The following is a 25,936-nucleotide window of genomic DNA, read 5'->3' as shown; positions in this document are numbered from 1 at the left end:
ATGTCGGACCCGGACGCCTATATCGCGCTGATCAGCAGTTTGCCCGGCTCGGAACGGTTGTTTGTTGCCAAGCAGCCGCCTCTGTCACGACTGCGGCTGGATCGCCGGTTAAAGGCGTTGGCACCCGAAGATGCGCGGGTTCTGCGCGTGTTAGAGCACGCTCTGAACTGGAACGATTACGACATGGGCGTCACGGACGATCAGGCGATTGAGCGTTGCAAGACGGCGTTGGATGACATCCCGCAACCGACATTGAAAAAGCTGCTTATCGAACGGATGGACTTGCGGACCGTCGTTGCCGCGTTACGACTTCGGGATCGGGGAGAGGCCCCGCCTGCCACATCCTTTGGTTTCGGACGATGGAGCCGCCATATCCCCGCACATTGGAATGATCCCGGTTTCGGGTTGGATGCAGCCATGCCCTGGATCAAAGAGGCTCGTCAGTTGCTGGAATCCAAGGATCCGCTGGGGCTGGAAAGACTGCTTTTGTCGATAAGTCACAAACAGTTAAAGCGCCACGCCGCACGGCATCTTTTCGATTTTGAGGCCGTGGCGATCTATGTGCTGATCTGGAATATTTTCGACCGCTGGGCGCAAAGCAGCGCACAGGAGGCGGCAGCACGATTTGAAAAACTGGCGCAACAGGCCATGGCTGATGTCGCCGATATCGACTTTGAGGGAGCTTACGCATGACCGCCCCAACTCCATCCACTCAAACCGCCACCGCCCGTGTTGTCTCGGTCCAGGAGGGGCTGGTTCAGATCGAAGCAAAACCGGACGCAGAAGGTCACCCCGGTCAGTTGGTCAAAAACGAGGTCGTCTTTATCCTGCCGACACGCCTCGGCCCCGGAGGTCGTCAGGAACGCCTGAAAGCCGAAGTTCTGCGCGTTCGCGGGGATACGGCGGACGTGCAGGTCTATGAAAGCACGGATGGCGTCGCTGTGGGCGATCCGGTCGAACAATCGGGCCAGTTGCTGTCGGTCGAACTGGGGCCGGGATTGTTGGGTCAGGTGTTTGACGGCCTGCAATCCCCTTTGCCGAAAGTCGCGTCCGAGTTCGGCACCTTCCTGCCGCGCGGTGCGGACGTGGCTCCGTTGGATGATCAGGCCAAGTGGTCGTTCTCACCGACTGTCAAGGTTGGCGATACCGTTCAAGCTGGGGACAGTATCGGAACGGTGCCCGAGGGCAGGTTTGAACATAAGATCATGCTGCCGTTCAACTGGGTTGGCGACTATAAAGTTGTCTGGGTCCAGAAGGGCGCGGCCACGATCCACGATATCGTGGCGCGGCTTGAGGACGAACAAGGCGGAGAGCATACTCTGACCCTCTCACAGAAATGGCCGGTGCGACGTCCATTGCCCGAGGGCGTTCTGAAACGCGCACTGTCCGAGAGGCTGTATCCAACCGAGCCGGTCCTGACATCTCAGCGCCTGATCGACACGTTCTTCCCCATTGCCCGGGGTGGAACCGCCTGTATTCCGGGACCGTTTGGTGCTGGTAAGACAGTTTTGCAGAACCTGATCGCCCGAAACGCCAAGGTGGACATCGTCATCGTCGTCGCCTGCGGCGAGCGTGCGGGTGAGGTGGTTGAAACCATTAGCGAATTCCCAAAGATGACCGACCCGACCTCGGGTGGCAGCCTCATGGACCGGACGATCATCATCTGTAACACGTCGTCCATGCCCGTCGCTGCGCGCGAGGCGTCGATTTTCACCGGCATCACTCTGGGCGAGTATTACCGCCAGATGGGGTATGATGTTCTGTTGATCGCCGACAGTACAAGCCGCTGGGCGCAGGCCATGCGTGAGACGTCCGGCAAGCTGGAAGAGATTCCGGGCGAAGAAGGGTTTCCCGCCTATTTGGAAAGCTCGATCAAAGGGTTGTACGAACGCGCGGGCGCATTGAAGACCAATGACGGCGATCTGGGCAGCCTGACCCTGATCGGGACAGTCTCACCTGCTGGCGGCAACTTTGACGAACCGGTCACGCAGTCGACCCTGTCCACGGTGAAATGCTTCCTCGGCCTGTCGTCCGAGCGGGCCTATAAACGATTCTATCCAGCGGTGGACCCAATGCTCAGCTGGTCACGGTATCTGGATCAATTGTCTGACTGGTATGATGCCAACGCCGAAGCAGGGTGGACCGGGAAGGTTCGTGATCTTCTGGCTTTGATCGAAAAGGGCGAGCAGGTCGACCAGATGATGCAGGTGACGGGCGAAGAGGGCGTCACGATTGAGGACTTTGTCACTCAGCAAAAGGCGCTGTTCGTGGACATGGTGTACCTGCAGCAAGATGCGTTCGATAAGGTGGATGCGACCGTGCCTCTTGAGCGGCAGAAGATGACATTCAAGCTGGTCTACGGTGTGACGCAATCCAGCGCGGAATTCACCGACAAGGCAGAGGTGCGGCAGGTCTTTACCCAACTGACGGGTTTGATGAAGAATTTCCACTACGCGGCTGAAAACACGCCGGAGTTCAAGTCCACATGGGGTCAGATCCAAGACCTGTGCCGCGAGAAATTCGGAGTGTAAGGAAGTGGTAGCCCGTAGGGGAATCGAACCCCTCTTTCCAGGTTGAAAACCTGGCGTCCTAACCGATAGACGAACGGGCCTTTTAGGCGATACAAGCACAAGTGGTAGCCCGTAGGGGAATCGAACCCCTCTTTCCAGGTTGAAAACCTGGCGTCCTAACCGATAGACGAACGGGCCACGTTAGCTTGTGGAGCGCCTTTTACGGTTTACCTATCACCCCCGCAAGCCGAAAAATGCAGGGATGTGAAAGTTTTTTGGCAGAGCCGGGCGCGGGGCTAATGGGCCTCGGCCGCGTCCTCTAGCCTGAGCTGCACGGATTGCCGTCCGCCCCATGTGTTGACCTCAAGCCGTCCGGCGAAATGGAACCGCGCGCCGCCGTGGTTGGACAGCTTTTCACCCATCGGCCCGTCGAACGCGCCAAAGGCGATTGCGTCGAGCCCTGCGCCCACGCCATCGGATAATGACAGTTTCAGATGTGATTCGCCCACACGCTTGGCAAAGCGTACCTGCAGGTCGGGCAGGGCATAGCGTGGGGCAGGGGCGCTGGCCCCGAACGGGCCTGCTTTTTCGATTTGTTCGATCAAGTCCACCGTGGCCGCGCCCGGCATCAATGTGCCTTCCAGTTTCAGGTCAGCCGGACCGCCTTCGCCCGCGCCTTGTTTGGCCAGCAACTCGGACAGCCGCGCCATAGCCGGCTCCAATTGATCGCGCTTTACGGTCAGCCCGGCGGCCATCTTGTGCCCGCCGCCTTTGACCAGCAGACCCTCGGCCGCTAAGCGCTGAATCGAGGCCCCCAGATCGATACCCGAGACCGAACGGCCCGATCCTTTGCCCTCATCCCCGTCAAAGCCGATCACGATGGCGGGGCGGTTCGCGGCCTCTTTCAGGCGCGAGGCGACGATGCCGACGACGCCCGGATGCCAGCCTTCACCCGCCGCCCACACCAAAGGCGCATCCAATCCGCGTTCTTCGGCCTGTTCCATGGCGGCGGCACGAACGGCGTTTTCAATATCGCGACGTTCGGTATTCAATTCGTTCAGCCGCTGCGACAGCGCCTCGGCCTCGTGTACCGATTCGGTGCTGAGCAGCCGCGCGCCAAGATCGGCCTGACCGATCCGCCCGCCGGCATTCACGCGCGGACCCAGCAGGAACCCCAGATGATAGCTGTTGGGCGCCGAATCCATCCGCGCCACATCCGACAAGGCCACCAGACCGGGCCGCTGCCGCTGGGCCATCACCTTCAACCCTTGCCGCACAAGCGCCCGGTTCGCCCCGATCAGAGGGGCCACATCCGCCACAGTCGCCAACGCCACCAGATCCAGCAGAGAGATCAGGTCCGGCCCCTTGGCCCCGGCCTCGCGCAGTTGCCGCCCGGCCTCGACCAGCATCAGAAAGACGACACCAGCCGCGCAGAGGTAACCCAGATCGCCGCTTTCATCCTGCCGGTTCGGGTTCACCACAGCCACGCAATCGGGCAGGGTCTCGCCGCCCAAATGGTGATCCAGCACAATCACATCCGCGCCTTTAGCCGCCGCAATCGGTTCATGGCTGAGCGTGCCGCAATCGACGCAGATGATCAGGTCGTGATGGGCGGCAAGTTCCTGCATCGCGGGCACGTTGGGGCCATAGCCCTCGTCAATCCGGTCGGGGACATAAAGCGTTGCCTGAAGCCCCATCTGCCGCAGCCAGACCAGCAACAAAGCTGCCGAGCTTCCGCCATCCACGTCGTAGTCGGCAAAAACGGCAATCCGCTGCTTGGTGCGCACCGCCGTCAGAAAACGAGTGGCGGCGACCTCCATATCCTTCATCGCGCGCGGATCGGGCAGCAGCTCCTTCAGCTTGGGGTCCAGAAACCCGGTGGCCTCCATTGCGGGAACTCCACGCCGTGCCAGAACCTGACAGACCGCACGTGGCAGACCCGCCTGTTGCACCAACATCTCGGTCGCGCGTTCCACATCTGCCGAGGGTCCGACCCAGCGCCGCCCGGACAATGACTGTTCAACCCCTAGAAAGCTCATGACCTGCCCCTGATATGCCAAGGCCGGACCCTCTCGGACCCGGCCTTTGTGTCTTTATGGATCGACTTGCGCACCCGATTAGGCGTTGTCGTGCGACCACATCGGCGTGCGGTAGGACATGCGCCGGACCGATCCGGTTTTCGACCGCATCAGCAGGGTGGTTGTCTCAACCCAGCCCGGCTCGCGTTTGATACGCGGCAGCAGTGAGCCGCCGGTCACGCCGGTTGCGGCAAAGATTACGTCTGCCGTTACCATCTCATCCCGAGCATAAACGCGGTCCAGATCGGTGATGCCCGCCTTGGCCGCACGTCCACGTTCGTCATCGTTGCGGAACAGCAGGCGGCCAAAAATCTGACCGCCCATGCATTTCAGAGCGGCAGCAGCCAGCACACCTTCGGGCGCGCCGCCTTGACCCATATACATGTCGATGCCGGTTACTTCGCTTTCGGCGCAGTGCATCACGCCAGCAACGTCACCGTCGGTGATCAGACGGATCGACGCGCCGGTTTCGCGCACCTCGGCGATCATTGCCTCATGACGGGGGCGCTCAAGAATGCAGACGGTAATGTCGGCAGGCTCACACCCCTTTGCCTTGGCCAGCGCCTCAACCCGTTCACGCGGGCTCATGTCCAGGTTGACGACACCCTCGGGGAAGCCCGGTCCAACGGCCAGCTTGTCCATGTAGACGTCAGGCGCGTGCAGCATTGAACCACGCGGACCCATAGCGATAACGGTCAGCGCGTTGGGCATGTCCTTGGCGGTCAGTGTGGTGCCTTCCAGCGGGTCCAGCGCGATATCAACGCCGGGGCCGTTGCCGGTGCCAACCTCTTCGCCGATATACAGCATCGGTGCTTCGTCGCGTTCGCCCTCACCGATGACAACGACACCCGCGATGTCCAGCAGGTTCAACTGTTCGCGCATGGCGTTCACAGCGGCCTGATCTGCGGCCTTTTCATCCCCACGCCCCACCAAAGATGCCGACGCGAGTGCAGCCTGTTCTGCCACCCGTGCAAGGCCCAGTGACAGCAGGCGGTCGTTGAAATCAATCTTGGCAGCACTCATTTTTCAGTATCCTTAGCTCAGTATGGGCGTTTTCTAGGGCATATCCTGCGTCTTGTGCAGGTCGCAAGGGTCAAACTTCTTCAATCCGCAGCGCAACGGGCTCTCCGGCAACAACGTCAGTCTCGCGGAACCCTTCCAGCGCAACGTCGAGCGTGGCTCGGGTCGTTTTGTGCGTGACGATCAAAACAGGCGCGGTGCTTTCTGAATGTCCGTATTGACGCATCCGGTCGATGGACACACCGGCATCACCCAGAATAGCGGCAACTTTGGCCAGCGCACCGGGTTTGTCGAGCAACGCAAGACGCAGGTAATAAGGCGCAGGCAGGCCCGTAATCGCCGGGGCCGCATTCTGAAGCGATGTGGCAGGGCGTCCAAACGTCGGAATTTGCAGTCCGCGCGCCAGATCGCAGATATCTCCCATCACTGCACTGGCCGTTGGTCCTTCGCCAGCGCCGGGGCCGCGCAGGACAACCTGTTCCACCGCGTCGCCTTCGATCACGACCATGTTCGTCCCGCCTTCGAGCTGTCCCAAAGGTGAGCCGCTGGGCACCAGACAGGGCTGCATCCGCTGTTCCAGCCCGCGCGCGGTTCGCTGTGCGACGCCCAACAGCTTGATCCGGTATCCCATGTCATCTGCCTGATGAATGTCGTCGAGGCTGATTTGCTGGATGCCTTCGATCTCGATCCCGTCGAAGTTCGGCTTGGTGCCAAAGGCGATCGAAGACAGCAGGGCCAGTTTGTGCGCGGCGTCGATGCCGCCAACGTCCAGATTTGGATCGGCCTCAAGATATCCCAACTGCGCGCATTCCTCGAACAGAGCGTTATAGCCGAGTTCCTGCGACTGCATTCGCGTCAGGATATAGTTGCACGTACCGTTCATCACCCCCATCACGCGGGTGATCTCGTTGCCAGCAAGCCCTTCGGTCAGGGACTTGATGACCGGAATGCCACCTGCGACGGCGGCTTCAAAACGAATGACCCGGCCAGCGGCCTCGGCCTTTTCCGCCAGTTCCTGACCATGGATTGCCAACAGCGCCTTGTTCGCGGTGACCACATCTTTGCCGCTTGCCAGCGCAGCCTCGACCGAGGCTTTGGCAGGGCCGTTTTCGCCGCCCATCAATTCGACAAACACGTCGATATCATCGCGCTTGGCCAAAGCGACCGGGTCGGTTTCCCAGCCGTAGTCGGAAAGATTGACGCCACGGTCCTTGCTTGCATCTCGTGCGGACACAGCCACGATTTCCACTGCGCGTCCTGTTCGTGCCTGCAACAGGTCCGCATGACGGCGCACGATCTTGACGACGCCCACGCCGACTGTTCCCAAGCCCGCAATTCCCAGCCGCAGCGCCTGTGTCATCCCGTGGGTTCCTTTCCGCTCGAAATTCTTGAATGACGGGTTTCGCCCGTTCAACGCTGCCTTAGCGGGTTCGGCGAAAGGGTGCAATGCGTGGTGCGCCACGACAAACACTTGGTCAGTTGATTTGTTCGCTTTGCAGCCGATCCGCCTTTTTCTGCAGCTCATCGCGTCGCGCTGTCAGGTCTTCTTCAACCTCGGACGCTTCGTTGACCGGGTCTATTGGTGGCCCCAGGTTTTCCTGCAAAGGTATCAGTTTGGGGTAGCGTGCCGATTTCAAGCTGGCCGGTTCGCTGTCGTCCAGTTCTGAAAAATCAGCACAAGCTGCACAGCAGAGCATCAAGATCAGTAGTGGCAACGGTTTCATGCTAGCCCCATAGGTAATCCGTGATCCCGTGATGCACCTTTTGAAGTGTTCGTTCAAGGAGGGTTCTATCTGAACAAACGTTCTTATACTGTTGAGATATGGCACGCACACAAGGTTCACATTCCGATATTACCGGCCCTCGTATTCGCAAAGCAGCACTCAAACTGTTCGCGCGACATGGCTATGCAGCGGTTTCCATGCGTCAGATTGCGGCGGATGTCGGCGTGCAGGCAGGGGCATTGTATAACTACACCCCGGACAAGCAGAGTCTGCTATACCGGTTGATGTACGACCACATGAAAGATCTGCTTTCGACCTACGCCAACTTGGACAAACCTGAAAACGCAGAGGAAGCCCTGCGCCGGTTTGTCGGTTTCCACATACGCTTTCACCTTGAACGGCCCGACGAAGTTTTCATCGCCTATATGGAATTGCGCAACCTGACCCCCGACAACTTCACGGAGATCGAGGCATTGCGGCGCGATTACGAAGACTCGCTCGAAACTATCCTCCAGCAGGGGCAGGCGGCAGGTTTGTTCGCGATCACGGACACGAAAATCGCAACATTGGCCGTCATTGCCATGCTGAACGGCGTGATGACATGGTATCGCGCAGGCGGACGCCTTTCCCTGGATGAGGTCGAGCGAGTCTACTGGGACATGGTCCGACGGTCAGTGACCGCGTGATCAATGAGCGGGCTGAATGAAGGTGCCATTGCGCAACTCTCGGAATGCCTGCTCAAGCTCGGCCTGAGTGTTCATCACAATCGGCCCATGCCACGCGACCGGTTCATCTATCGGTGCGCCGGAAATCAGCAGAAACCGCACACCTTCGGGACCGGCCTGAACCGTGATCTCATCTCCGGTTCCGAAACGAACCAGTGTCCGGTCGCCTGACATATCGCGGATATTGACCTCTTGCCCCGCGACTTCCTTCTCTAGCAGAACACCGGTGGGTTGAGATGCATCCGCAAATGCGGCTTGCCCCTGAAAAACATAGGCAAATGCCCTGCGGTAGGTGTCGATGCGAAATGTCTTTTTCACACCGGCTGGAATCTGAATATCAAGATACTGCGGATCGGCGGCGATACCGTCTACCGGACCGGTCTTTCCCCAGAACTCGCCGACAATCACACGAACTGTTGTTCCATCGTCATCCGTGATCTCGGGGATGTCTTGGCTTTGAACATCCTGATACCGCGGAGCCGTCATTTTCTGGTCAGACGGCAAGTTGCCCCACAGTTGAAACCCGTGCATCTGACCCACCGCGTTCCCTTTTGGCATCTCTTGGTGAAGGATTCCCGAGCCAGCGGTCATCCACTGCACGTCACCTGCGCCCAGCGTTCCGGAATTTCCCAGTGAGTCCGAGTGCTCAACCGTTCCAGACAAGACATACGTGATCGTTTCTATGCCCCGATGAGGGTGCCATGGGAATCCAGCCTGATAGTCCTGCGGGCGCTCGTTCCGAAAATCGTCAAACAGAAGAAACGGGTCAAGTTCGGACGGATCCTGAAACCCGAACGCGCGATGCAGTTTGACGCCTGCGCCCTCCATTGTTGGTACGGATTTTCGGGTTTCCAAGGTTGGTCTTAGTGACATTGCAGCCTCCTGATACTTCGCTGATCATGTAATCTGTGCGCAATCAGCGTCAATTTGCGGTCGGGCACGTACAGTGTGCAAAAATTCGCAGTGACGCCCCCTCTGTTGTTTGCCGTGGAAAGCCGCTACACCCGGTCCAAACCAAGCAGGGGATGGACATGCAGCAAGAAGTTCTGGCCAAGGTAAAGGCGTCGACACCCAGACGATGGCTGGGCGTCGGCATGTTGGCTGTGGTCGGTGCAATGGTGTTGTACGTGGCTATGGCAACGCCGCCGGAACCCGTGTGGCAAGTATTCCTGTTTGTCGTCGGAGCAGCCGCTTTTTGGCTTGCCTATCGTATGTGGTACGCGACGGATGACTGGATCGAATTGACGCAAACAGAGCTGCGAACCGGAACGGGCAGGGTGATAGCACGGGTTCAGGACATTGAAGCCATTGATCGCGGTGTGTTCGCTTTCAAACCGTCCAACGGGTTTCTTGTTCGCACCCGCACCAAACAAGAAAACGCCTGGGCACCGGGGCTGTGGTGGCGTCTTGGGCAACGTGTCGGCATAGGTGGAATGACCGCCGCGGCGGAAACCAAGTTCATGTCGGAAATGCTGTCTGCCATGATCGCAGACAGGACTTGAATCAGACGTCGGCAGCGATCTCGTTGGTAAAACGAGGCCGCGTAAACACAAAGTTCTGGAAAGTATAGTCGTCGGAGACCCAACCTGATCCGAAGACGGGATCATACTTGTTGGATGTCTCAACAATAATCAGCGTGTCCTGATCCGGCATCGGCGGCAGGCTTGTCCGCATATTTTCGATGTTGCCGTCATCCCAAACTTCGTCGAAGCCGCGTTGCGTTGACCACCTTACGTAGTGCCGGTCATCTTCTTCATCAAAAACGATAAGCGACACACGTAGCTTCATTTCTGAACCGTTGTTGACCATGCGCAATGTCAGTTCGTGAAGCGAGTCGATATAAGTGTCGGTTATCGTTTGTGTTTCGCGTGAAATAAGGTCGCCAATCGTATAGGCTGCCTTCAAGTTCGACGCGCTTTGGCGAAATCCGTCAAAAAACGTGAAAGCCCCCGTGACGGTCCACAGCATCATAGGGAAAATCAGAACAGCTTCGACCGTGAGCAGCCCGCTTTCATCGCGTGCGGTTCGGGTGAAAAATTTTCTCAACATCGCGGTAAGAGACATCGGTCTATCAAGGCTCCTGTACGAATGCGGTTGTGGCGGTCAACGCGATCTGCCCGGTTTCGTCAGCCAGCGCGCGCCCCATGGAGGAGGTCGGAAACACAGGATCGATCCTCGCGCAGGCGCGTAGGATCATAAGCTCGTTCGATTGGCCCTGCTTGAACTGGCGCACTGGCTTCACTTCTTCCGAGTTGTCTGTGCAGTCAGCTTCTGGCGGCAGGTCAACTCCTACGAATGCGTTCTGGATGATCATCTCAAGGCGCAGGTTCTTGTCACACTCGCGGACCATGATGGTTTTGTTGCAGATTGAGTCCTTGATCTGATCATGGGTCATGCTGGTTCCTGTCCCCAGACGAATATCCCGAACGGACTGATCGACCGCGCGTTCAAGCATCGCCTGCTGCAACGTGACAAGCGAATACTCAACGGCGCTGAGAATGAAGAACAGGAAGGCCGGAAAAATCAGGACGAATTCAACCGTCACTGTACCGGTCTCAGCTTTTCGGAACTTCAGCAACCTTGCCAGCGGTTTGAGTATCATTGCGTCAACCTCAGTTTCTTGATCGAAGAAGCGATGGATGCAAATGCCTCTTCCAAAGAGATGCCCTCGGGATCGTCAAACTCGTCCACTTCGTAGACGTGACTGTCCGAACTCGCGCAGTTTTTGATGGTTGTCAGACCCTCAGTTGGCGCTTCAAAGGCAATTCCGTAAACGATCACGCCCTTGTTCTTGGCCGCGCCGCAGATGTTTTTGGTGCGCGTATTCTTTGTGGACGAACCCACCGACGACCGAATTCCGTAGTGCCAGTTGTTTTCGTGGTCATTCTGCCAGTAATAGTTGTTCTTTGCATTCCACCAGGTGGACGCAAGGTTGAACAACTCTGGATAGGATAGGCGTTCAGATGTACCGATTTCCTGATTTGAGGTGTTCTCGTTCGGGGGATTTCCGAACGGGTGATCAGCGGTCACATAGCTGCCCTTACGCTCGGTGTGCTGCATCCAGACCCAGCGATCAGGGTTTCGCCTATAGCGAACACTGTATTCGCCTTTCTTGCCGTTGCCTCTGTCGTATTCGGGATTGTACCAGACGTTCGATCGACCGCTGCGATAGTTGGAGTTCAACATGTATTGGGTGGTGTTCTTTCCGTCTGTCATGACAATGACGATCTTCAGAACGTCATCGTCATAGCTCAGTGGACGGGTGTTGAACTTTGCAGGGACGCTGCCATCCTCGGAGAGACTTTCGATAACACTGCGAAACTGAGGATCCAGCATGGCGGATCCCCATTTCATACCGACATCAATCGACGTGTTACCTTTCGCAGTCAGCGCGTCAATGCTGTCATGCAGGACATCAACATCGTCGGTTACGGCCGTAATCTCACTTCCGGTGCGAACTGGGCAGACCGGGTACTTGGGGAACTGCTCGGCCCCGTTTGTGTACCGGAAGGGGTCGAAATGTGCTGTGCGCTGGAAGGATGCATCCGGGTCCAGCGCCGCATTGTTGAACTGTGTCGACGAAAAGTTCAGGCAGTGAGAGTAGCTGTGTTCGGAAGTGACATTAGTGAATTTGCCCAGAATTTCCTCTCCGGCGTTCACTTGGGTCGCGTAGGGGATGATCGACATCGAGACCCTGTCTGCGTCCTGCTTCTGCAGCATCAGCGTCACAAACTGCTTGGCGGCATCCCGGAGCACCTGGATCTTGGTTTTCCCTGCCTCGGCCGAATCTTCGTTCATCGACCCTGACATATCGAGCACCAACGAGATTTCCACGGCACCGACTGCTTCTTCCGCTGTGCTGGCAGCGCGGGCCGTCAAAGAGTCGACGCCCGAAAAGCTCATGAAGTGAGTTTTGACCTTTGTTTCGGCGACGGCGGACACCGTCTTGGACCCCAGCCCTTCGATTACGATGGGTTCACCAACGAGCTTCCCTTCCAGCCCTGCTTTTTCCAAATACGAAGCAACGACGTCCTTGGCGGGAAGTTTCTGGTCAAGGTCAGCGGCGGCAAGCACTGCACGGTCCAGCGTTGACTGCAAATTGGCGCGGTCACGCTCATAGTTCATGACATCGACACCAATTCCGGTGGTGGCGAAAATAATAATGAAACCCAATAGCACAAAAATAGTGAACGTCCCGTCTTCGCATTTAGCGAACGTGCGGGTCGTTGAAGTGTTTAGTCCAAATCTTCCAATTCCGCTGAGAATAGCGCGCTTAATCATTTTCTGACCTCGCTGAACAGAAGCTCACTTCTGCTAAGGAAATGTTAACGCGAGAAAATTAGCGCCGAAACGTGGCGGGATTTGGGCGAAAAAGCCTTGGATTGGGCCCTTTTCCGGGCGGAGAGGGGATAATCAGAGTTTTCTGGCGGCCTCTGTGTTCAGACTGGGAACAATTCTGAGCAGTGTTTGAAAACGGCGACTCGGTCGGGGCACGAAAAATTGCGGAGATTTTGATGTTTTATTTTTGCTTAAATATTGATCGTTTACGAAAGGGGTGCGACAAAACGTCAGGACGCCAGTCGTTCTTTGGCACGGAGGTTTAAATGACGGCCACAAAAGAACCCAGTTTTCGCGAGAGTGTAGACCTGATGTTCAACAGGGCAGCGTCCCTGATGGATTTACCTCCGGGGCTTGAAGAAAAGATCCGGGTTTGCAACGCCACATATACCGTCCGTTTCGGGGTGCGGCTTCGTGGCGATATCCATACGTTCACAGGTTACCGGTCGGTCCATTCGGAGCATATGGAGCCGGTGAAGGGTGGCATTCGCTATGCCTTGGCCGTGAATCAGGACGAGGTCGAGGCGCTGGCCGCCTTGATGACGTATAAGTGCGCGCTGGTTGAAACGCCTTTTGGCGGGTCCAAGGGTGGGTTGTGTATTGATCCTCGCCAATATGAAGAACATGAGCTTGAGCAGATCACCCGCCGGTTCGCCTATGAGCTGGCGAAACGCGACCTGATCAACCCCTCGCAGAACGTCCCGGCGCCAGACATGGGCACGGGTGAGCGTGAGATGGCTTGGATGGCGGATCAATACGCCCGCATGAACACCACGGATATCAACTCACGCGCCTGCGTGACTGGCAAACCGCTCAATGCCGGGGGAATCGCCGGGCGGGTCGAAGCGACGGGCCGTGGTATCCAGTACGCTCTGCGCGAATTTTTCCGTCATCCTGAGGACGTCCAAAAGGCGAACCTGTCCGGAAAGTTGGATGGCAAGCGCATTGTCGTGCAAGGGCTGGGGAACGTGGGTTACCACGCCGCCAAGTTCCTGAGCGAGGAGGACGGCAGCCGCATTGTCGGGATCATCGAGTGGGACGGAGCACTCTATAACCCCGACGGCATAGACGTCGAATCCGTTCGGCAGTGGATCGTCAAACACGGCGGCGTAAGCGACTACCCGGACGCAACCCATTCGGCAGACGGTGCGGCGGTTCTGGAAGCAGAGTGCGACATCCTGATCCCTGCTGCGCTGGAAGGGGTCATCAATCTGTCCAACGCTGATCGAATACATGCTCCTTTGATCATCGAGGCGGCGAATGGGCCTGTTACAGCCGGAGCAGACGAAATTCTGCGCAAGAAGGGTGTCGTTATCATACCGGACATGTACGCCAATGCCGGAGGTGTGACCGTTTCCTATTTTGAGTGGGTCAAGAACCTCAGTCATATCCGTTTCGGTCGAATGCAACGCCGACAAGAAGAAGCGCGGCATGAGCTTATCGTCAGCGAGCTTGAACGATTGGATCGCTATCTGGGGGATGCGTGGTCCATGACGCCGGGCTTCAAGACCAAGTATCTGAAAGGTGCGGACGAGCTGGAGCTGGTACGTTCGGGTCTGGATGACACGATGCGCATAGCCTACCAGTCCATGCGCGAAGTCTGGCACAGCCGCGACGATGTCGAGGATTTGCGAACGGCCGCTTATATCGTGGCCATTGATCGCGTTTCCAAAAGTTACCGGGCCAAGGGTCTCTGACGCATGCGCAATTGGGGCGGTCGGCTGCATATTCGGCCGCCCTTGTAATTTCAGGGTGTATCCCGGACGGGTGCAAATGGACGATGGCAGGGGTGCCCGGGGGCGGGTAAGCTGGCCAGAAGGAATCGAATCCGGGAGACTACCGTGTTGCGAATAGCAATAGTGGCCTTGCTAGCGGCCACACCCTTGGCGGCTCAGGAGGCCAAGAAACAAGATTGCCAATACCAAGCCGACGTTGTCGCAGCCATTCAGCAAGCGCGACTTGATAGGGTGAAAGAGCGGGACGTGCCGGATGCTGTTGCTGCCTCAAGCCCGACATGGCCGGATAACTACAACGCAGCAATCCCGCTTATCACGCCGTGGGTCTATGAGCAGAAGATGCGCGATATCCGCAAGAAGGATCTTGCTGCCGCATGGCTGGAGCTGTGTTTGCAGCAATAATCCACAAGTTCAACAATTCGCTGTGGACAAACGCGTGTCATCCCCTTGGCGCGCGTTTTCATTTCTGTCAGGTTTGATCCATGTCTTTGCCCCCCGGATTTCTCGATGAACTGCGCACGCGCCTCAGCCTGTCTCAGGTCGTTGGCCGCAAGGTCATGTGGGATCAGCGCAAGTCAAATCAGGGCAAGGGTGACATGTGGGCGCCGTGCCCGTTTCACCATGAGAAGACAGCCTCGTTCCATGTGGATGACCAGAAAGGGTTCTATTACTGCTTCGGCTGTCACGCCAAAGGCGATGCGATCAGCTTTGTGAAAGAGACCGAGAATGTCTCATTCATCGAAGCAGTCGAGATTCTGGCGCGCGAAGCCGGGATGCCGATGCCGCAGCGCGACCCCAAGGCGCAGGAAAAACAGGACCGCCGCGCGCAACTGGCTGAAGTGATGGAGCAGGCGGTGCAGTTCTTCCGGCTGCAACTCAAGACCGGGGCAGGGGGTGCCGCGCGAGATTACCTGACCGGCAGGGGATTGGACGCCCAGGCGCTGGATCGGTGGGAGATCGGCTTTGCCCCAGATGGATGGCAGGCGCTGTGGGATCACCTGACGGGTAAGAACGTCGCAGAGGACTTGATCCTTGGGGCGGGTCTGGCGAAACCGTCGAATAAAGGTAAAAAACCTTACGACACGTTCCGTAACCGGATCATGTTCCCGATCCGCGACCCGCGTGGTCGCTGCATTGCCTTCGGCGGTCGGGCGATGGACCCCAATGACAACGCCAAATATCTGAACTCGCCCGAGACTGAGCTGTTCGACAAGGGCCGCAACCTCTACAATCACGGCCCCGCGCGGCAAGCGGCAGGGAAGGGGCAGCCTCTGATCGTGGCCGAAGGGTATATGGATGTGATCGCACTGGCCGAGGCCGGGTTCGGCGCATCCGTCGCGCCCTTGGGGACGGCGATTACAGAGCATCAGTTGCAACTGCTCTGGCGTATTTCCGATGAACCGATCATCGCGTTGGATGGTGACACAGCGGGTCTGCGTGCCGCGATGCGGGCGGTTGATTTGGCCTTGCCGTTGCTGGAGGCCGGAAAATCCCTGCGCTTTGCCCTGATGCCCGAAGGCAAAGACCCCGACGACCTGCTGCGTGCCGAAGGGCCGGGGGCTGTGCAGGCGGTGTTGGAGGGCGCGATCCCCATGGTCAAACTGCTGTGGCAGCGCGAGACCGAGGGCAAAGTGTTCGATAGCCCGGAACGCAAAGCTGGGTTGGACAAGGTGCTGCGCGACAAGATCAAGCTGATCCGCGATCCGTCGATCCGCTCGCATTACGGACAAGAAATCAAAGATCTGCGCTGGCAGCTATTCCGCCCGCAGCGCCAATCGCAGAACCGCCAATGGCAGCCGCGCGGCAAGTGGCAGCCAAAACCGGCAGCAACCCCGGGCGCGCGCGCCTCATTCCTTGCATCGTCAGAGAACGCGGAAATCCAACTGCGCGAAGGTGCGATCTTGGCGATCGCCGCGCTAAACCCTCAGGTCGTTGTGCAGTTTGAACATCAGCTGGAGGAGATGGAGTGTCGTGACCTCGATCATGCCGCCCTGCGCGATGCGATCCTGCGTCATGCGATTGATGATCCCGATAACCTGAAAGACCACATTGCCGAAACTTTGGGGCCGGATGCCCTTGAAAACCTGCTGCGCCTTCGCCATGTCGCAGTGATCCCCTGTGTGTTCAAACCGGGCGACGTTGAAAAGGCCGAGATGACGCTGGCCGAGGAACTCGCGAAAATCAAAGCTCTCAGGGGGTTGGACGCAGAGATTGCCGAAGCCGAGGAGGAATTGTCTGAACTGCCGGATGAGGCGCTGACATATCGGCTGGCTCAGGCCGCCGAAGAGCGTAACCGCACAAGCCGCAGTCAGAATGAAGACAGGGCGATTTTCGACGTGGCCGACAATGGCGCGCGAATCAATCGAGACGAGAAAGACGCCTTCAAAGCAATCATGTCCGGAATCAATTTCGAGCGAAAACGCCGGTAAAGTGGTGTTTTCGTAAGGCACTGGAAAAGAAAAACAGGTAAACGGGTGGCCGAATCACTTCTACGCGCTAATGATTCGGCTGAAACGAATCACCCATCCCTGCAGGAGCATTGAATGGCCGCCAAGGATACGAACGAAGACCGCAAATCCGACGAGCAGGAACAGGAGATCTCGCTGGACATGAGCCAAGCTCAGGTCAAGAAGATGATCGCCGAGGCCCGCGAGAAAGGCTACATCACCTACGACCAGCTCAATCAGGTGCTGCCGCCTGATCAGGTCAGCTCGGAACAGATCGAGGACGTGATGTCGATGCTGTCCGAGATGGGCATCAACATCATCGAAGATGAAGAAGCTGAAGAAGAAGAAAACAAAGGCTCGACCGAGCTGACTACGACGGAAAGCAACCGCGAAGTTGCTCTTTCGGGGGCGGCAACCGAAAAGCTGGACCGCACCGACGACCCGGTTCGCATGTACCTGCGCGAGATGGGTTCGGTCGAACTGCTGAGCCGCGAAGGTGAGATCGCCATCGCTAAGCGGATCGAAGCCGGTCGGAACACGATGATCGCCGGCCTGTGCGAAAGCCCGCTGACCTTCCAGGCGATCACCATCTGGCATGACGAATTGCTGTCCGAAGACATTCTGCTGCGCGACGTCATTGATCTGGAGGCCACCTTCGGCAACCAGATGGACGAAGACGGTGATGTCGAGGAACCGGTTGTCGATACCTCGAACGTGCAGGCGGCGAAGCCTGCCAAAGATACCGGCCCCGAGCTGGATGCTGACGGCAACCCGCTGAACAACGACGACGACGATGACGACGACGATCAGGCCAACATGTCGCTGGCCGCGATGGAAGCCGCGCTGAAGGATCAGGTTCTGACCACGCTGGAGCGTATCTCGACCGACTTCTCGATGCTGTCGGAAATGCAGGACAGCCGGATTTCGGCCACCCTGAACGAAGACGGCTCGTTCAGCGAAAAGGACGAAGAAACCTATCAGAAGCTCCGCGCCGAGATCGTGGAGCTGGTGAACGGCCTTCACCTGCATAACAACCGTATCGAAGCTCTGATCGACCAGCTATATGGCATCAACCGCCGCGTCATGTCGCTGGACAGCGCGATGGTAAAACTGGCTGATCAGGCACGGATCAACCGCCGCGAGTTCATCGAAGCGTATCGCGGCCGCGAGCTGGACCCGAACTGGCTGGCCGAAATGGCTGAAAAGCCGGGCCGTGGTTGGCAGATGTTCATCGAACGCTCGACTGCCAAGGTCGAGGAACTGCGCAACGATATGGCTCAGGTCGGTCAGTATGTCGGTCTCGACATCCCCGAATTCCGCCGCATCGTGCAGCAGGTTCAGAAGGGTGAGAAAGAGGCGCGGCAGGCCAAGAAGGAAATGGTCGAAGCCAACCTGCGCCTGGTGATCTCGATCGCCAAAAAGTACACGAACCGCGGCCTGCAATTCCTTGATCTTATTCAGGAAGGTAACATCGGCCTCATGAAGGCGGTGGACAAGTTTGAATACCGCCGCGGGTACAAGTTCTCGACCTATGCGACCTGGTGGATTCGTCAGGCGATCACGCGGAGCATCGCGGATCAGGCGCGGACCATCCGTATTCCGGTCCATATGATCGAGACGATCAACAAGTTGGTTCGGACCGGCCGTCAGATGTTGCACGAGATCGGCCGCGAGCCGACGCCCGAGGAACTGGCCGAAAAGCTGCAAATGCCGCTTGAGAAGGTCCGCAAGGTGATGAAGATCGCCAAGGAACCGATTAGCCTCGAGACGCCGATTGGCGACGAGGAAGACAGCCAGCTTGGCGATTTCATCGAGGACAAGAATGCCGTGCTGCCTTTGGACAGCGCCATTCAGGAAAACCTCAAGGAAACGACCACACGGGTTCTGGCCTCGCTGACCCCGCGTGAGGAGCGGGTGCTGCGGATGCGGTTCGGCATTGGCATGAACACCGATCACACGCTGGAAGAAGTGGGCCAGCAGTTCAGCGTGACCCGCGAACGTATTCGTCAGATCGAGGCGAAAGCGCTGCGGAAACTGAAACATCCCAGCAGATCGCGCAAGCTGCGATCCTTCCTGGATCAGTGATCAAAAAAGGCGCCTCGCATGGGCGCCTTTTTCTTTAGCCATCCATCGCCAACACGATGTCTTGTTCAAAACTCAATTTGGCGAGAACTCGCAAGTCACAGGGCGGCGGCGGATTTATATCGCGCTTGTCCACTCATGGGACGGGCCGGGGCGAGGTGTTCGCGCCAATGACCCCCGGTCTCAGGCTCTGGTCGACACGTCCAATCTGCTTCGGAACGCGCTGGGGGCTTGACCGGTCCACCGTTTGAACGCCGTGGAAAATGCCGGTTGGTCTGCGTAGCCCAGTGAAAAAGCGATCTCTGCCAGGGGCATGCCGTTGGTGATAAACGTCTGGGCCAGATCACATCTCAGGTCTTCAACGATTTCGCGGTAACTGGTTCCTTCGTCCTTTAGCCGCCGCGCGAATGTGCGCGAACTTAGCCCCAAGTTGGCTGCCGCGTCTTCGGATTGAATGATCGCGCCCGGCAAAGAGCGCGTAATAAGCCCTTCGACCTGAGCGCGCAGCTTTTGTTTAGGCTGCCGCTTTTCGGCGATCACGCGGTCTCCGTACTCCAACAGGTGCTCACGCAGCTTTGGATCATAGGTTGGGACCGGAAGGTCCAGTGAGGACAGCGCGAGAACGATTTCCAGTCTTTCGGCACCGAAAAGAACCGGGAAACCGGCCAACCTTTGGTATTTGCTTTGATTTTGACCAACCTCATGCTGGAAGCGCATTTCAATTGGGAAGAAGTCCGTTTGGGTCAGATCGCGTAGCCGTGCGAGGCCTGCGAAAAGCAAGAACTCGGTGCGCCTGTGATAGCGGGCATAGCTGGCATCTTTCCATTCCGCTTCGATCGCTGCAAAGTTACCGGCGACACGAAGGCTGAATATCACCGCCGGGTCTATGATCCCGTGAAAGCGCGACGTGTTTTCCAGTACCTGCTTCAGGTCGCGCGAGTACTTACTGATATACGCTGTCAGGCTGGATGAGGACTTGTACTGCATCCCTGCCCGGGCCGCGAAAGTGGTATCCGCCAGTGCATCGCAGGCGAAACGCACAAACAGCGCCTCTTTGTGTGCGCTGTAGGTTGAGGCCGACGGCGAGATGTCTTTGCGATCGAGGCCGCTTTTTTCCAGAACCTGATCAACAATGGCCGGATCGTTTGCTTGTTCTTCAAGCATTCTGGTCAAGAGGTGGATGCGAGTAATATCAACTTCCATATCTATTTTTACGCAATCAGAGAAAATTATCACCCGAGCAAACGCCCAGATATCATGGCTTAGTTCCAAGTCGTCTGACTTGTAATCGTAAAAGGTTGGCAGAATTCGGCAAGACCTGCATTCAGGAACAATCTATTTTCAGCGCGTTGTCGGGTTGGTACCTTTTGGGGATGAGGTCAGAGCCCAGCTAAACTGTCGCGCAGACGACCTGAGGCTCCCCGGCACATTCAAACCTTGATCATGTATCGCTTTGCATCGCCGTGTGCCCGGTTCTGCGAGCCTTGGGTTCTGTTTACCCTGTTCCAGAGCGTGTTCACGCGATACTGGGGGGCGTCTGAATTGATTGTGAACCGGCTTTGCCCGTCAAAGAAGTATACTATTTCAAAATTCACCTCGAAACAGGAAAGAGTATTGATATGAAAAAGGTTGTGACTTTGGCGGTGTCCGCCGCGATCTTGCTGAGTTCGCCGATTTCGGCGGTTGCTGCCCGGAACGGGTTCCAGACAGTTGCCCTGAACAGCACAGTTTTCGAGGTGATCCCTCGGTCGCGCCGGGATGTGGATGGATATTGGTGTGCGGCTGCTGATTTTGCGCGCAGGACGCTGGGTGCAGGCTGGCAGGATCGAATTTACGTTGTGCGTGGCTATGGCCCAAGTGAGGCGACAGGAAGGCGGACGTCGGTTCAATTCTCGACACTGCCGCCCGAGGGTGGTGTTGCCCAGCAGGGCAGCTTTATTTCATCGGGTTTCAACCCCGGTGACAGCATGTCCGTGCAGGGTGCAAATGGGCGTTGCAACGTTCGCCCCTTCCTGAATTGACGTGAAGTGAACCACCAGATGCTGACCGAGTTTTCTATTTCGACGCATGGTCCAGGGTTGTACGAATTCACTTCCGACGTGCGCAACTGGCTGGCTTCGGTCGCTGGCGACGGGTTGCTGACTTTGTTTGTAAAACACACATCTTGTTCCCTTGCCATTCAGGAAAATGCGGACCCAGAGGTTCAGACGGATTTAAAGGCATTTTTTGAAAGGTTGGTGCCACCGTCTGATCACCCGTCAATGGCTTACCTGCGTCACACTTATGAAGGACCAGACGATATGCCGGCGCATATCAAGGCAGCCTTGCTGCCTGTTTCCTTAAGCATTCCGGTGTCGGCCGGGAAACCCTTGCTTGGGACTTGGCAGGGAATTTACCTGTTTGAACACCGCGTGATGTCACACAACCGCAGAGTGGCGGCGCATTTCTCTTGAACCCTTTATGTTGCGGTGAAAATTTCCGACTACCCAAACCCTAGCGGCTGCCCTATAGTTGTGGATAAGTAAGCCATAGTACTTACAAAAAGAGGCGGAATAGGGACGAGGAGACGGCGGATGCGCTGCCCGTTTTGCGGAAATATCGACACTCAGGTGAAAGATTCACGTCCGGCAGAAGATCACGTTGCGATCCGCAGGCGTCGGTTTTGCCCGGCTTGTGGTGGACGTTTCACAACCTACGAACGTGTGCAGTTGCGCGATCTGGTGGTGATCAAAACCAACGGAAAGCGTGAAGACTTCGACCGGGATAAACTTGAGCGGTCCATTCGCATCTCGATGCAAAAGCGCCCCATTGACCCGGACCGGATCGACCAGATGATTTCAGGCATTGTGCGTCGGCTGGAAAGCATGGGTGAGACCGACATCCCCTCTAGCAAGATCGGCGAGATCGTCATGGAAGCTCTGGCGCGGATCGACACCGTGGCTTATGTTCGCTTTGCAAGCGTGTACAAGAATTTCCAGGCGGCCGATGATTTCGAGGAATTTGTCCACGAATTGCGACCGCCGCAACCTTCTTCGGACGAGTGAGCGAAACAGATAAGCGATATATGGCGCTGGCTTTGTCTTTAGGTCAGCGCGGGCAGGGGACGTGTTGGCCCAACCCGGCAGTCGGGTGTGTCATTGTGCGTGAAGGTCGGATTGTCGGTCGCGGCTGGACTCAGCCCGGAGGCCGCCCCCATGGTGAGACAGAGGCTCTGGCCCAAGCCGGAGAAGCTGCGCGCGGGGCAACGGCCTATGTGTCGCTTGAACCATGTGCGCATCACGGCAAGACTCCTCCCTGTGCAGAAGCGTTGATTGCCGCCGGGGTGTCACGCGTCGTTTCCGCGATCGAAGACAGTGATCCGCGCGTGGCAGGACAGGGTTTTGTATTGCTGCGCGACGCAGGGATTGAGGTCACAACCGGCGTTCTTGCGGATAAAGCTGCCCGTGATCACGCAGGCTTCTTTTTGAAGACCGAGCAGGGCCGCCCCTTTGTCACGCTTAAACTGGCCAGCAGTTTTGACGGACGGATCGCAACTGCCACCGGTCACAGCCAATGGATAACTGGCCCCAAGGCAAGGCGCGACGTTCACGCCATGCGCGCGCGACACGATGCGGTGATGGTTGGTGCTGGAACTGCGCGCGCGGACGATCCATCTTTGACCGTCCGGGACCTTGGAATTGAGGCGCAGCCCGTCCGGGTTGTCGTCTCGCGTCATCTTGACATCCCGTTGATCGGTCAACTTGCGAGAACTGCTGCGAAAATCCCGCTGTGGCTTTGCCACGGTCCTTCGCCGGATGCCGAGCGTGCCCGGGCATGGGAGGGGGTGGGCGCGACTTTGATTCCCTGTGCTTTGAAGGATCACCAGATTGACGCCTTTGACCTGTTGCAGCAGTTGGGGCAGGCGGGTCTGACACGAGTGTACTGTGAAGGCGGTGCGGCGTTGGCGTCGTCTTTGCTGGCAGAGGACTTGGTGGACGAACTGGTGGGGTACACTGCTGGTCTGACCATAGGCGCGGAAGGTCTGTCCGCTATCGGTTCGCTTGGGCTTGAAACGTTGGAAACCGCCCCGCGGTTCGAGCTGATCGAGACACGCGCAATCGGGCCGGATGTGCTGCACCGCTGGGCGCGGTCACTGCGTTAACGTCGCCAAAGATGTGCATGTGTGGCAAACACACCCTGTAACTTTGACAATAGGCGAAGGGGGTGGCTGCCGGCTGATCCGTAGCCTTCTGCCAGTCGTTGCACGGCAACTTCGACGGGGCATGCTTGCCCTGTGATGGGGTCCATATAGCGCGGATAGTCAATAAGAGCGGCGTGCGTCAGACCCGATAGAGAAGGGCGTGCGCCACGCCGTGCAGGGACCGTTCCGAGGTCACGAGTAAGCCCCCAGCCAGCGTAGAAAGGTCCGCCAAGGGTTGTTACGCTGACGCCGCGCAACAGTGCCTCGAACCCCAGCAGCGAGGTCATCGTCCAGACCTCATGCACCTGTGAAAGCATCGCAGCAGGGTTCGTGTCGACCGCCACGATGTCTGCAAGGCCGTCGGTGTCTATTTCGCCCGTGCGCAGACGCGCTTCGACATCTGGGTGTGGCTTGTAGACGATGACCGCGTCTGGGTTCGCCTCGCGAACAGCGCGCAACAGATCAAGGTTGGTGCGTATATTGCTTGTTCCCAACTGGATCGATGCGTCGTCTTCAACTTGTCCGGGCACTAATATCCGGTGCCCTTCCGGGATCGATGGGCCAGTTCCCCCGGTATTGTATTTGCTGACTTGGGTCGAAACGATGCGCGAAATCAGCCTTTCGACGCGAAGCTCTTGATCCGGTCGCAATGTTTCGCGGCGTGCAATCATTTCCTCAAGCTGGCTTGGGCGGGTGGGGTCGTAGTAAATACCCAGCGTGTCGGTCGCCAATGACAGTGGCGGCACGAGACGCGCGCCCAGCCCTCGCGAGCGAAGAAAACCATCTTCGACCCGCACCACGTCCCCGGCGTCTCTGGAGCGATTGGCCCAGACCATATGCGGTCGATCAGAGGGCGCAGGGATATCCGACGTGAACAGAACTTTCTTTTCGCGTCCGAACATTTTCTGCAAATGCCTGCGTTTCCAAAGGCGCATGCCAGAAGCCGTCCAACCCTTGTGATCCTGTCGCCACGCGCGAGTTTGTGCCTCAAGTGTGTCGAGAATGGTTTCCAGTTCACACAACTGATCCCGAAAGGGGTCGTACCATGTTGGATAGAGGATCATTGCCGCCGCAAACAACTGCGCGCGGGTCAGGGTGCGCTGACGGTGGGGAAGGTAAGCCTCGTCTTGCGTCAATCCCCAGCCAGCATAGAAAGGCTGTCCGAAAACGCGCGGTTTGTGCCCCGCAAGGATCGCCTCGAAACCGAATTGGGACGATAGGGTGTAAACGCCGACCGCTCCCTCCAGTAAGGCCCAGGGGCTGATTGGTTCACTCAGTATCGAGACGCGGTCGGATTGATCGTGATCCGAATAGTATCCTGCGCGATGCCCTTCGATGGTTTCAGGGTGGGTCTTGATCAAAACGCGCGCGCCGGGGTTTTCTTCTTGCGCCATGACCAGCATCTCACGAAACCGGGCGTGGTCGCCGTTGCTGGCCAAAACGGATGCGTCATCAGAGGCCTGATCCACAACCAGAACATATCCGGGGTTTGGAGGCTTAAGGGTCGTGTCAAATGCTGAATACTTGCTGAGGTGCAGCTCTTTCAGTTGCTCTATCCCGCCACGGGCCCGATTCAAAAGGGCCGTGTCGTCCAGAGGGTGCGTGTTCAGAAGTGTTTCGAGCCCCGACGTATTCGTTGCGTCGAAATGTACCCCGTTTCGATCGAGCAGAAGACCAAGAGGTGCCTCTCCGCCGCGTCCGGGGTGCAGCGAGCGCAGGAAGGCATCCTCAACTCGTAGCATCGGAGCATCGTACTTTTCCGCGATACTCAGCCCACGATGTGCCGTCGGGCTGTTGCCCCAAACCCCGACCATATCGCCGTCTTTGGGTAGGCCCACGCGAATATCATAACCGGCGAGTCCCAAAATGCGTCGGACACGTCGCTGGGTCAGAAAACCACCATTGTAGACGAACAATCGGCGGCGTTCGGACCCGGCAGCTGTGTCGGAATACATCACCCGCCCGTAAGCGTGGCAACGTTAGCGAAAGGTGTCAGTCCGCCCGCGATCAGAGAGATAGACTTGCTCCATTGTGCGTACGGAGCCTCGGTCACATAGATTGTGTCATCATCGCGGATCACAAAGTCCCGGGCTATGAACAAGCCATTCGGGGCCGTCAGGTTCAACAGGTAGATCATGCGCTGATCGCCTTGCAGGTTCGCGCGCCCCATGACCGAGCGCGCGATGTCCTGCCGCTCTTTTCTCAGGACGAAAATACCGGTTGGATCAGACGACAGGGACAGCAAGCCGCCAACCTGAGCAAGCGCCTCAAGTGCGGACAGATCCTGACTGTCGAACGCGACACGCGATTGCCCTCCGGTCGCGCCCAGAGCAATGTAGGATCTCGCGTCGGCTTCAACCAGAATTCGGTCACCACCCCGCAGGGCAACGTCCAGACGGGGATTGCTGAACAGGTCTTCGTACCACACCGTTCCACGTTCGTTGCCACGAATGAGTGTTACCAGCGCGATGTCAGAGCCAACAGAAACACCGCCCGCCTGAGACAGCATTCCAGCCAGCGTACGGGTGGGCCGTTCAATCGGATAAATTCCGGGTGCACCGATGGTGCCAGTCAGCGAAACGGTTGATCCATCGCCAGCAATGCGCCGCACCTCAACCTGTGGATCGGGCGTCTGGTCGCGAAGCTGCTCCGTGATCAGCATGCGCAGTTGTTCCGGCGTGTTCCCCGCAGCACGAACGCGACCAGCGTAGGGGACAAAGATGAACCCATCGCTGTCGACCTGAACTTCATTCAGTGCAGTCGCCGACCCCGTTTCCCCGGCCAGCAGGCCATCATCGACGTTTTCCCAAACGGTAAGTCCCAACACATCGCCCGGACGAACCGTGTCTGCGGCCAAACTCTGCGCGCTTTGAAGGGAGGGAGGGAAGCCAAACTGAGGAATTGCAGAGGTCGCCTGTGCAACGCGGTCGTCGACTTCTACGACAAATGCGTTTCCGCCATTTTCGACGGAGCCAGCCAGAATTTCGTTCTTGTTGGGGCCAGACTTTGGAAGTTGGCACGCGGCCAGAAGGCCAAGCGCGGCCACGAGGGAAACCCCCCGTATCCATTGGATTGGAAAGCTCTGCACTGCCGAAT

At 57.7% G+C, this 25,936-nt stretch carries 23 protein-coding genes and 2 tRNA genes; 12 read left to right on the top strand and 13 right to left on the bottom strand.

All coding sequences use genetic code 11. The features are described from left to right. The gene (locus ACR0B7_RS06205; protein WP_170482895.1) at window positions 1-693 is read left to right on the top strand and encodes a hypothetical protein; all 693 of its coding nucleotides are present in this window, start codon (window positions 1-3) and stop codon (window positions 691-693) included. Beyond that, the gene (locus ACR0B7_RS06200) at window positions 690-2,531 is read left to right on the top strand and encodes a V-type ATP synthase subunit A (protein WP_170482891.1); all 1,842 of its coding nucleotides are present in this window, start codon (window positions 690-692) and stop codon (window positions 2,529-2,531) included. The genes ACR0B7_RS06205 and ACR0B7_RS06200 overlap by 4 nt, the downstream gene beginning before the upstream one ends. A 5-nt stretch (window positions 2,532-2,536) precedes the next feature. Here the strand turns inward: ACR0B7_RS06200 and ACR0B7_RS06195 are convergent. The 6 genes from ACR0B7_RS06195 to ACR0B7_RS06170 all read right to left on the bottom strand — a co-directional run bounded on the left by ACR0B7_RS06195 (window position 2,537) and on the right by ACR0B7_RS06170 (window position 7,332). Beyond that, window positions 2,537-2,611 (bottom strand) — tRNA-Glu (locus ACR0B7_RS06195). A gap of 22 nt (window positions 2,612-2,633) precedes the next feature. After that, window positions 2,634-2,708, bottom strand: a tRNA-Glu gene (locus tag ACR0B7_RS06190). A gap of 98 nt (window positions 2,709-2,806) precedes the next feature. Then, the gene (recJ, locus tag ACR0B7_RS06185) at window positions 2,807-4,549 is read right to left on the bottom strand and encodes a single-stranded-DNA-specific exonuclease RecJ (protein WP_170569128.1); all 1,743 of its coding nucleotides are present in this window, start codon (window positions 4,547-4,549) and stop codon (window positions 2,807-2,809) included. A gap of 78 nt (window positions 4,550-4,627) precedes the next feature. Further along, window positions 4,628-5,611: a class II fructose-bisphosphatase gene (gene glpX, locus ACR0B7_RS06180; protein ID WP_170383564.1), complete on the bottom strand. Its 984-nt coding sequence runs from the start codon at window positions 5,609-5,611 to the stop codon at window positions 4,628-4,630. A 70-nt stretch (window positions 5,612-5,681) separates the two neighbouring features. After that, entirely contained in the window at window positions 5,682-6,968 is a 1,287-nt protein-coding gene (locus ACR0B7_RS06175; RefSeq protein ID WP_170482884.1) for a homoserine dehydrogenase, read from the bottom strand. Window positions 6,969-7,083: 115 nt separating this feature from the next. Further along, window positions 7,084-7,332: a hypothetical protein gene (locus ACR0B7_RS06170; RefSeq protein ID WP_170482881.1), complete on the bottom strand. Its 249-nt coding sequence runs from the start codon at window positions 7,330-7,332 to the stop codon at window positions 7,084-7,086. Window positions 7,333-7,430: 98 nt separating this feature from the next. Between ACR0B7_RS06170 and ACR0B7_RS06165 the strand changes: the two genes are divergently transcribed. After that, window positions 7,431-8,018: a TetR/AcrR family transcriptional regulator gene (locus tag ACR0B7_RS06165; protein ID WP_170383568.1), complete on the top strand. Its 588-nt coding sequence runs from the start codon at window positions 7,431-7,433 to the stop codon at window positions 8,016-8,018. On the opposite strand, the gene ACR0B7_RS06160 is transcribed toward ACR0B7_RS06165, so the two are convergent. Next, on the bottom strand, window positions 8,019-8,930 hold the full coding sequence (locus ACR0B7_RS06160) for a pirin family protein (protein WP_170482878.1): 912 nt from the start codon (window positions 8,928-8,930) through the stop codon (window positions 8,019-8,021). A gap of 158 nt (window positions 8,931-9,088) precedes the next feature. On the opposite strand from ACR0B7_RS06160, the gene ACR0B7_RS06155 reads away from it, so the two are divergent. Beyond that, entirely contained in the window at window positions 9,089-9,559 is a 471-nt protein-coding gene (locus tag ACR0B7_RS06155; protein WP_170482875.1) for a hypothetical protein, read from the top strand. 1 nt (window position 9,560) lies between these two features. Here ACR0B7_RS06155 and ACR0B7_RS06150 read toward each other — a convergent pair whose 3' ends face one another. The 3 genes from ACR0B7_RS06150 to ACR0B7_RS06140 are packed head-to-tail and all read right to left on the bottom strand — an operon-like array spanning window position 9,561 to window position 12,338. Beyond that, entirely contained in the window at window positions 9,561-10,121 is a 561-nt protein-coding gene (locus ACR0B7_RS06150) for a pilus assembly protein (protein ID WP_170482872.1), read from the bottom strand. Between the two features lie 7 nt (window positions 10,122-10,128). Continuing rightward, window positions 10,129-10,659: a TadE/TadG family type IV pilus assembly protein gene (locus ACR0B7_RS06145; protein ID WP_480681099.1), complete on the bottom strand. Its 531-nt coding sequence runs from the start codon at window positions 10,657-10,659 to the stop codon at window positions 10,129-10,131. Then, on the bottom strand, window positions 10,656-12,338 hold the full coding sequence (locus tag ACR0B7_RS06140) for a pilus assembly protein TadG-related protein (protein ID WP_170482869.1): 1,683 nt from the start codon (window positions 12,336-12,338) through the stop codon (window positions 10,656-10,658). Before ACR0B7_RS06140 ends, ACR0B7_RS06145 begins: the two co-directional genes overlap by 4 nt. A 323-nt stretch (window positions 12,339-12,661) precedes the next feature. Between ACR0B7_RS06140 and ACR0B7_RS06135 the strand changes: the two genes are divergently transcribed. From ACR0B7_RS06135 to rpoD, 4 genes are all read left to right on the top strand, one after another. Continuing rightward, the gene (locus ACR0B7_RS06135; protein WP_170410518.1) at window positions 12,662-14,092 is read left to right on the top strand and encodes a Glu/Leu/Phe/Val family dehydrogenase; all 1,431 of its coding nucleotides are present in this window, start codon (window positions 12,662-12,664) and stop codon (window positions 14,090-14,092) included. A 144-nt stretch (window positions 14,093-14,236) separates the two neighbouring features. Then, complete coding sequence (locus ACR0B7_RS06130) at window positions 14,237-14,533, top strand: hypothetical protein (RefSeq protein ID WP_170482866.1); 297 nt, start codon at window positions 14,237-14,239, stop codon at window positions 14,531-14,533. An 80-nt stretch (window positions 14,534-14,613) separates the two neighbouring features. Beyond that, window positions 14,614-16,560, top strand: coding sequence for a DNA primase (gene dnaG / locus ACR0B7_RS06125; RefSeq protein WP_170576539.1), 1,947 nt, complete (start codon window positions 14,614-14,616; stop codon window positions 16,558-16,560). A 114-nt stretch (window positions 16,561-16,674) separates the two neighbouring features. After that, window positions 16,675-18,663, top strand: coding sequence for an RNA polymerase sigma factor RpoD (rpoD, locus tag ACR0B7_RS06120; protein WP_170383586.1), 1,989 nt, complete (start codon window positions 16,675-16,677; stop codon window positions 18,661-18,663). Between the two features lie 180 nt (window positions 18,664-18,843). Here rpoD and ACR0B7_RS06115 read toward each other — a convergent pair whose 3' ends face one another. Further along, window positions 18,844-19,824: a helix-turn-helix domain-containing protein gene (locus ACR0B7_RS06115; protein WP_480681270.1), complete on the bottom strand. Its 981-nt coding sequence runs from the start codon at window positions 19,822-19,824 to the stop codon at window positions 18,844-18,846. Window positions 19,825-20,279: 455 nt separating this feature from the next. On the opposite strand from ACR0B7_RS06115, the gene ACR0B7_RS06110 reads away from it, so the two are divergent. From ACR0B7_RS06110 to ribD, 4 genes are all read left to right on the top strand, one after another. Further along, complete coding sequence (locus ACR0B7_RS06110) at window positions 20,280-20,681, top strand: hypothetical protein (RefSeq protein ID WP_170383590.1); 402 nt, start codon at window positions 20,280-20,282, stop codon at window positions 20,679-20,681. Window positions 20,682-20,699: 18 nt separating this feature from the next. Next, complete coding sequence (locus ACR0B7_RS06105; RefSeq protein ID WP_170482857.1) at window positions 20,700-21,113, top strand: secondary thiamine-phosphate synthase enzyme YjbQ; 414 nt, start codon at window positions 20,700-20,702, stop codon at window positions 21,111-21,113. A gap of 120 nt (window positions 21,114-21,233) precedes the next feature. Beyond that, complete coding sequence (gene nrdR / locus ACR0B7_RS06100; protein WP_170383592.1) at window positions 21,234-21,704, top strand: transcriptional regulator NrdR; 471 nt, start codon at window positions 21,234-21,236, stop codon at window positions 21,702-21,704. After that, on the top strand, window positions 21,701-22,801 hold the full coding sequence (gene ribD / locus ACR0B7_RS06095) for a bifunctional diaminohydroxyphosphoribosylaminopyrimidine deaminase/5-amino-6-(5-phosphoribosylamino)uracil reductase RibD (protein ID WP_170576538.1): 1,101 nt from the start codon (window positions 21,701-21,703) through the stop codon (window positions 22,799-22,801). Before nrdR ends, ribD begins: the two co-directional genes overlap by 4 nt. Here the strand turns inward: ribD and ACR0B7_RS06090 are convergent. Together ACR0B7_RS06090 and ACR0B7_RS06085 are read right to left on the bottom strand one after the other, a co-directional pair. Continuing rightward, complete coding sequence (locus ACR0B7_RS06090) at window positions 22,798-24,795, bottom strand: capsular polysaccharide biosynthesis protein (RefSeq protein WP_170482851.1); 1,998 nt, start codon at window positions 24,793-24,795, stop codon at window positions 22,798-22,800. The two genes, ribD and ACR0B7_RS06090, sit on opposite strands and share 4 nt — an antisense overlap. After that, window positions 24,795-25,928, bottom strand: a complete 1,134-nt coding sequence (locus tag ACR0B7_RS06085) for a polysaccharide biosynthesis/export family protein (RefSeq protein WP_170482848.1) — start codon at window positions 25,926-25,928, stop codon at window positions 24,795-24,797. The genes ACR0B7_RS06090 and ACR0B7_RS06085 overlap by 1 nt, the downstream gene beginning before the upstream one ends. Window positions 25,929-25,936 lie beyond the last annotated feature (8 nt).

It is taken from the genome of Ruegeria sp. BB6 (assembly GCF_056539385.1).
The sequence above is the reverse complement of the archived record's forward strand: the minus strand, read 5'-3'. Positions and strand labels throughout refer to the sequence as shown.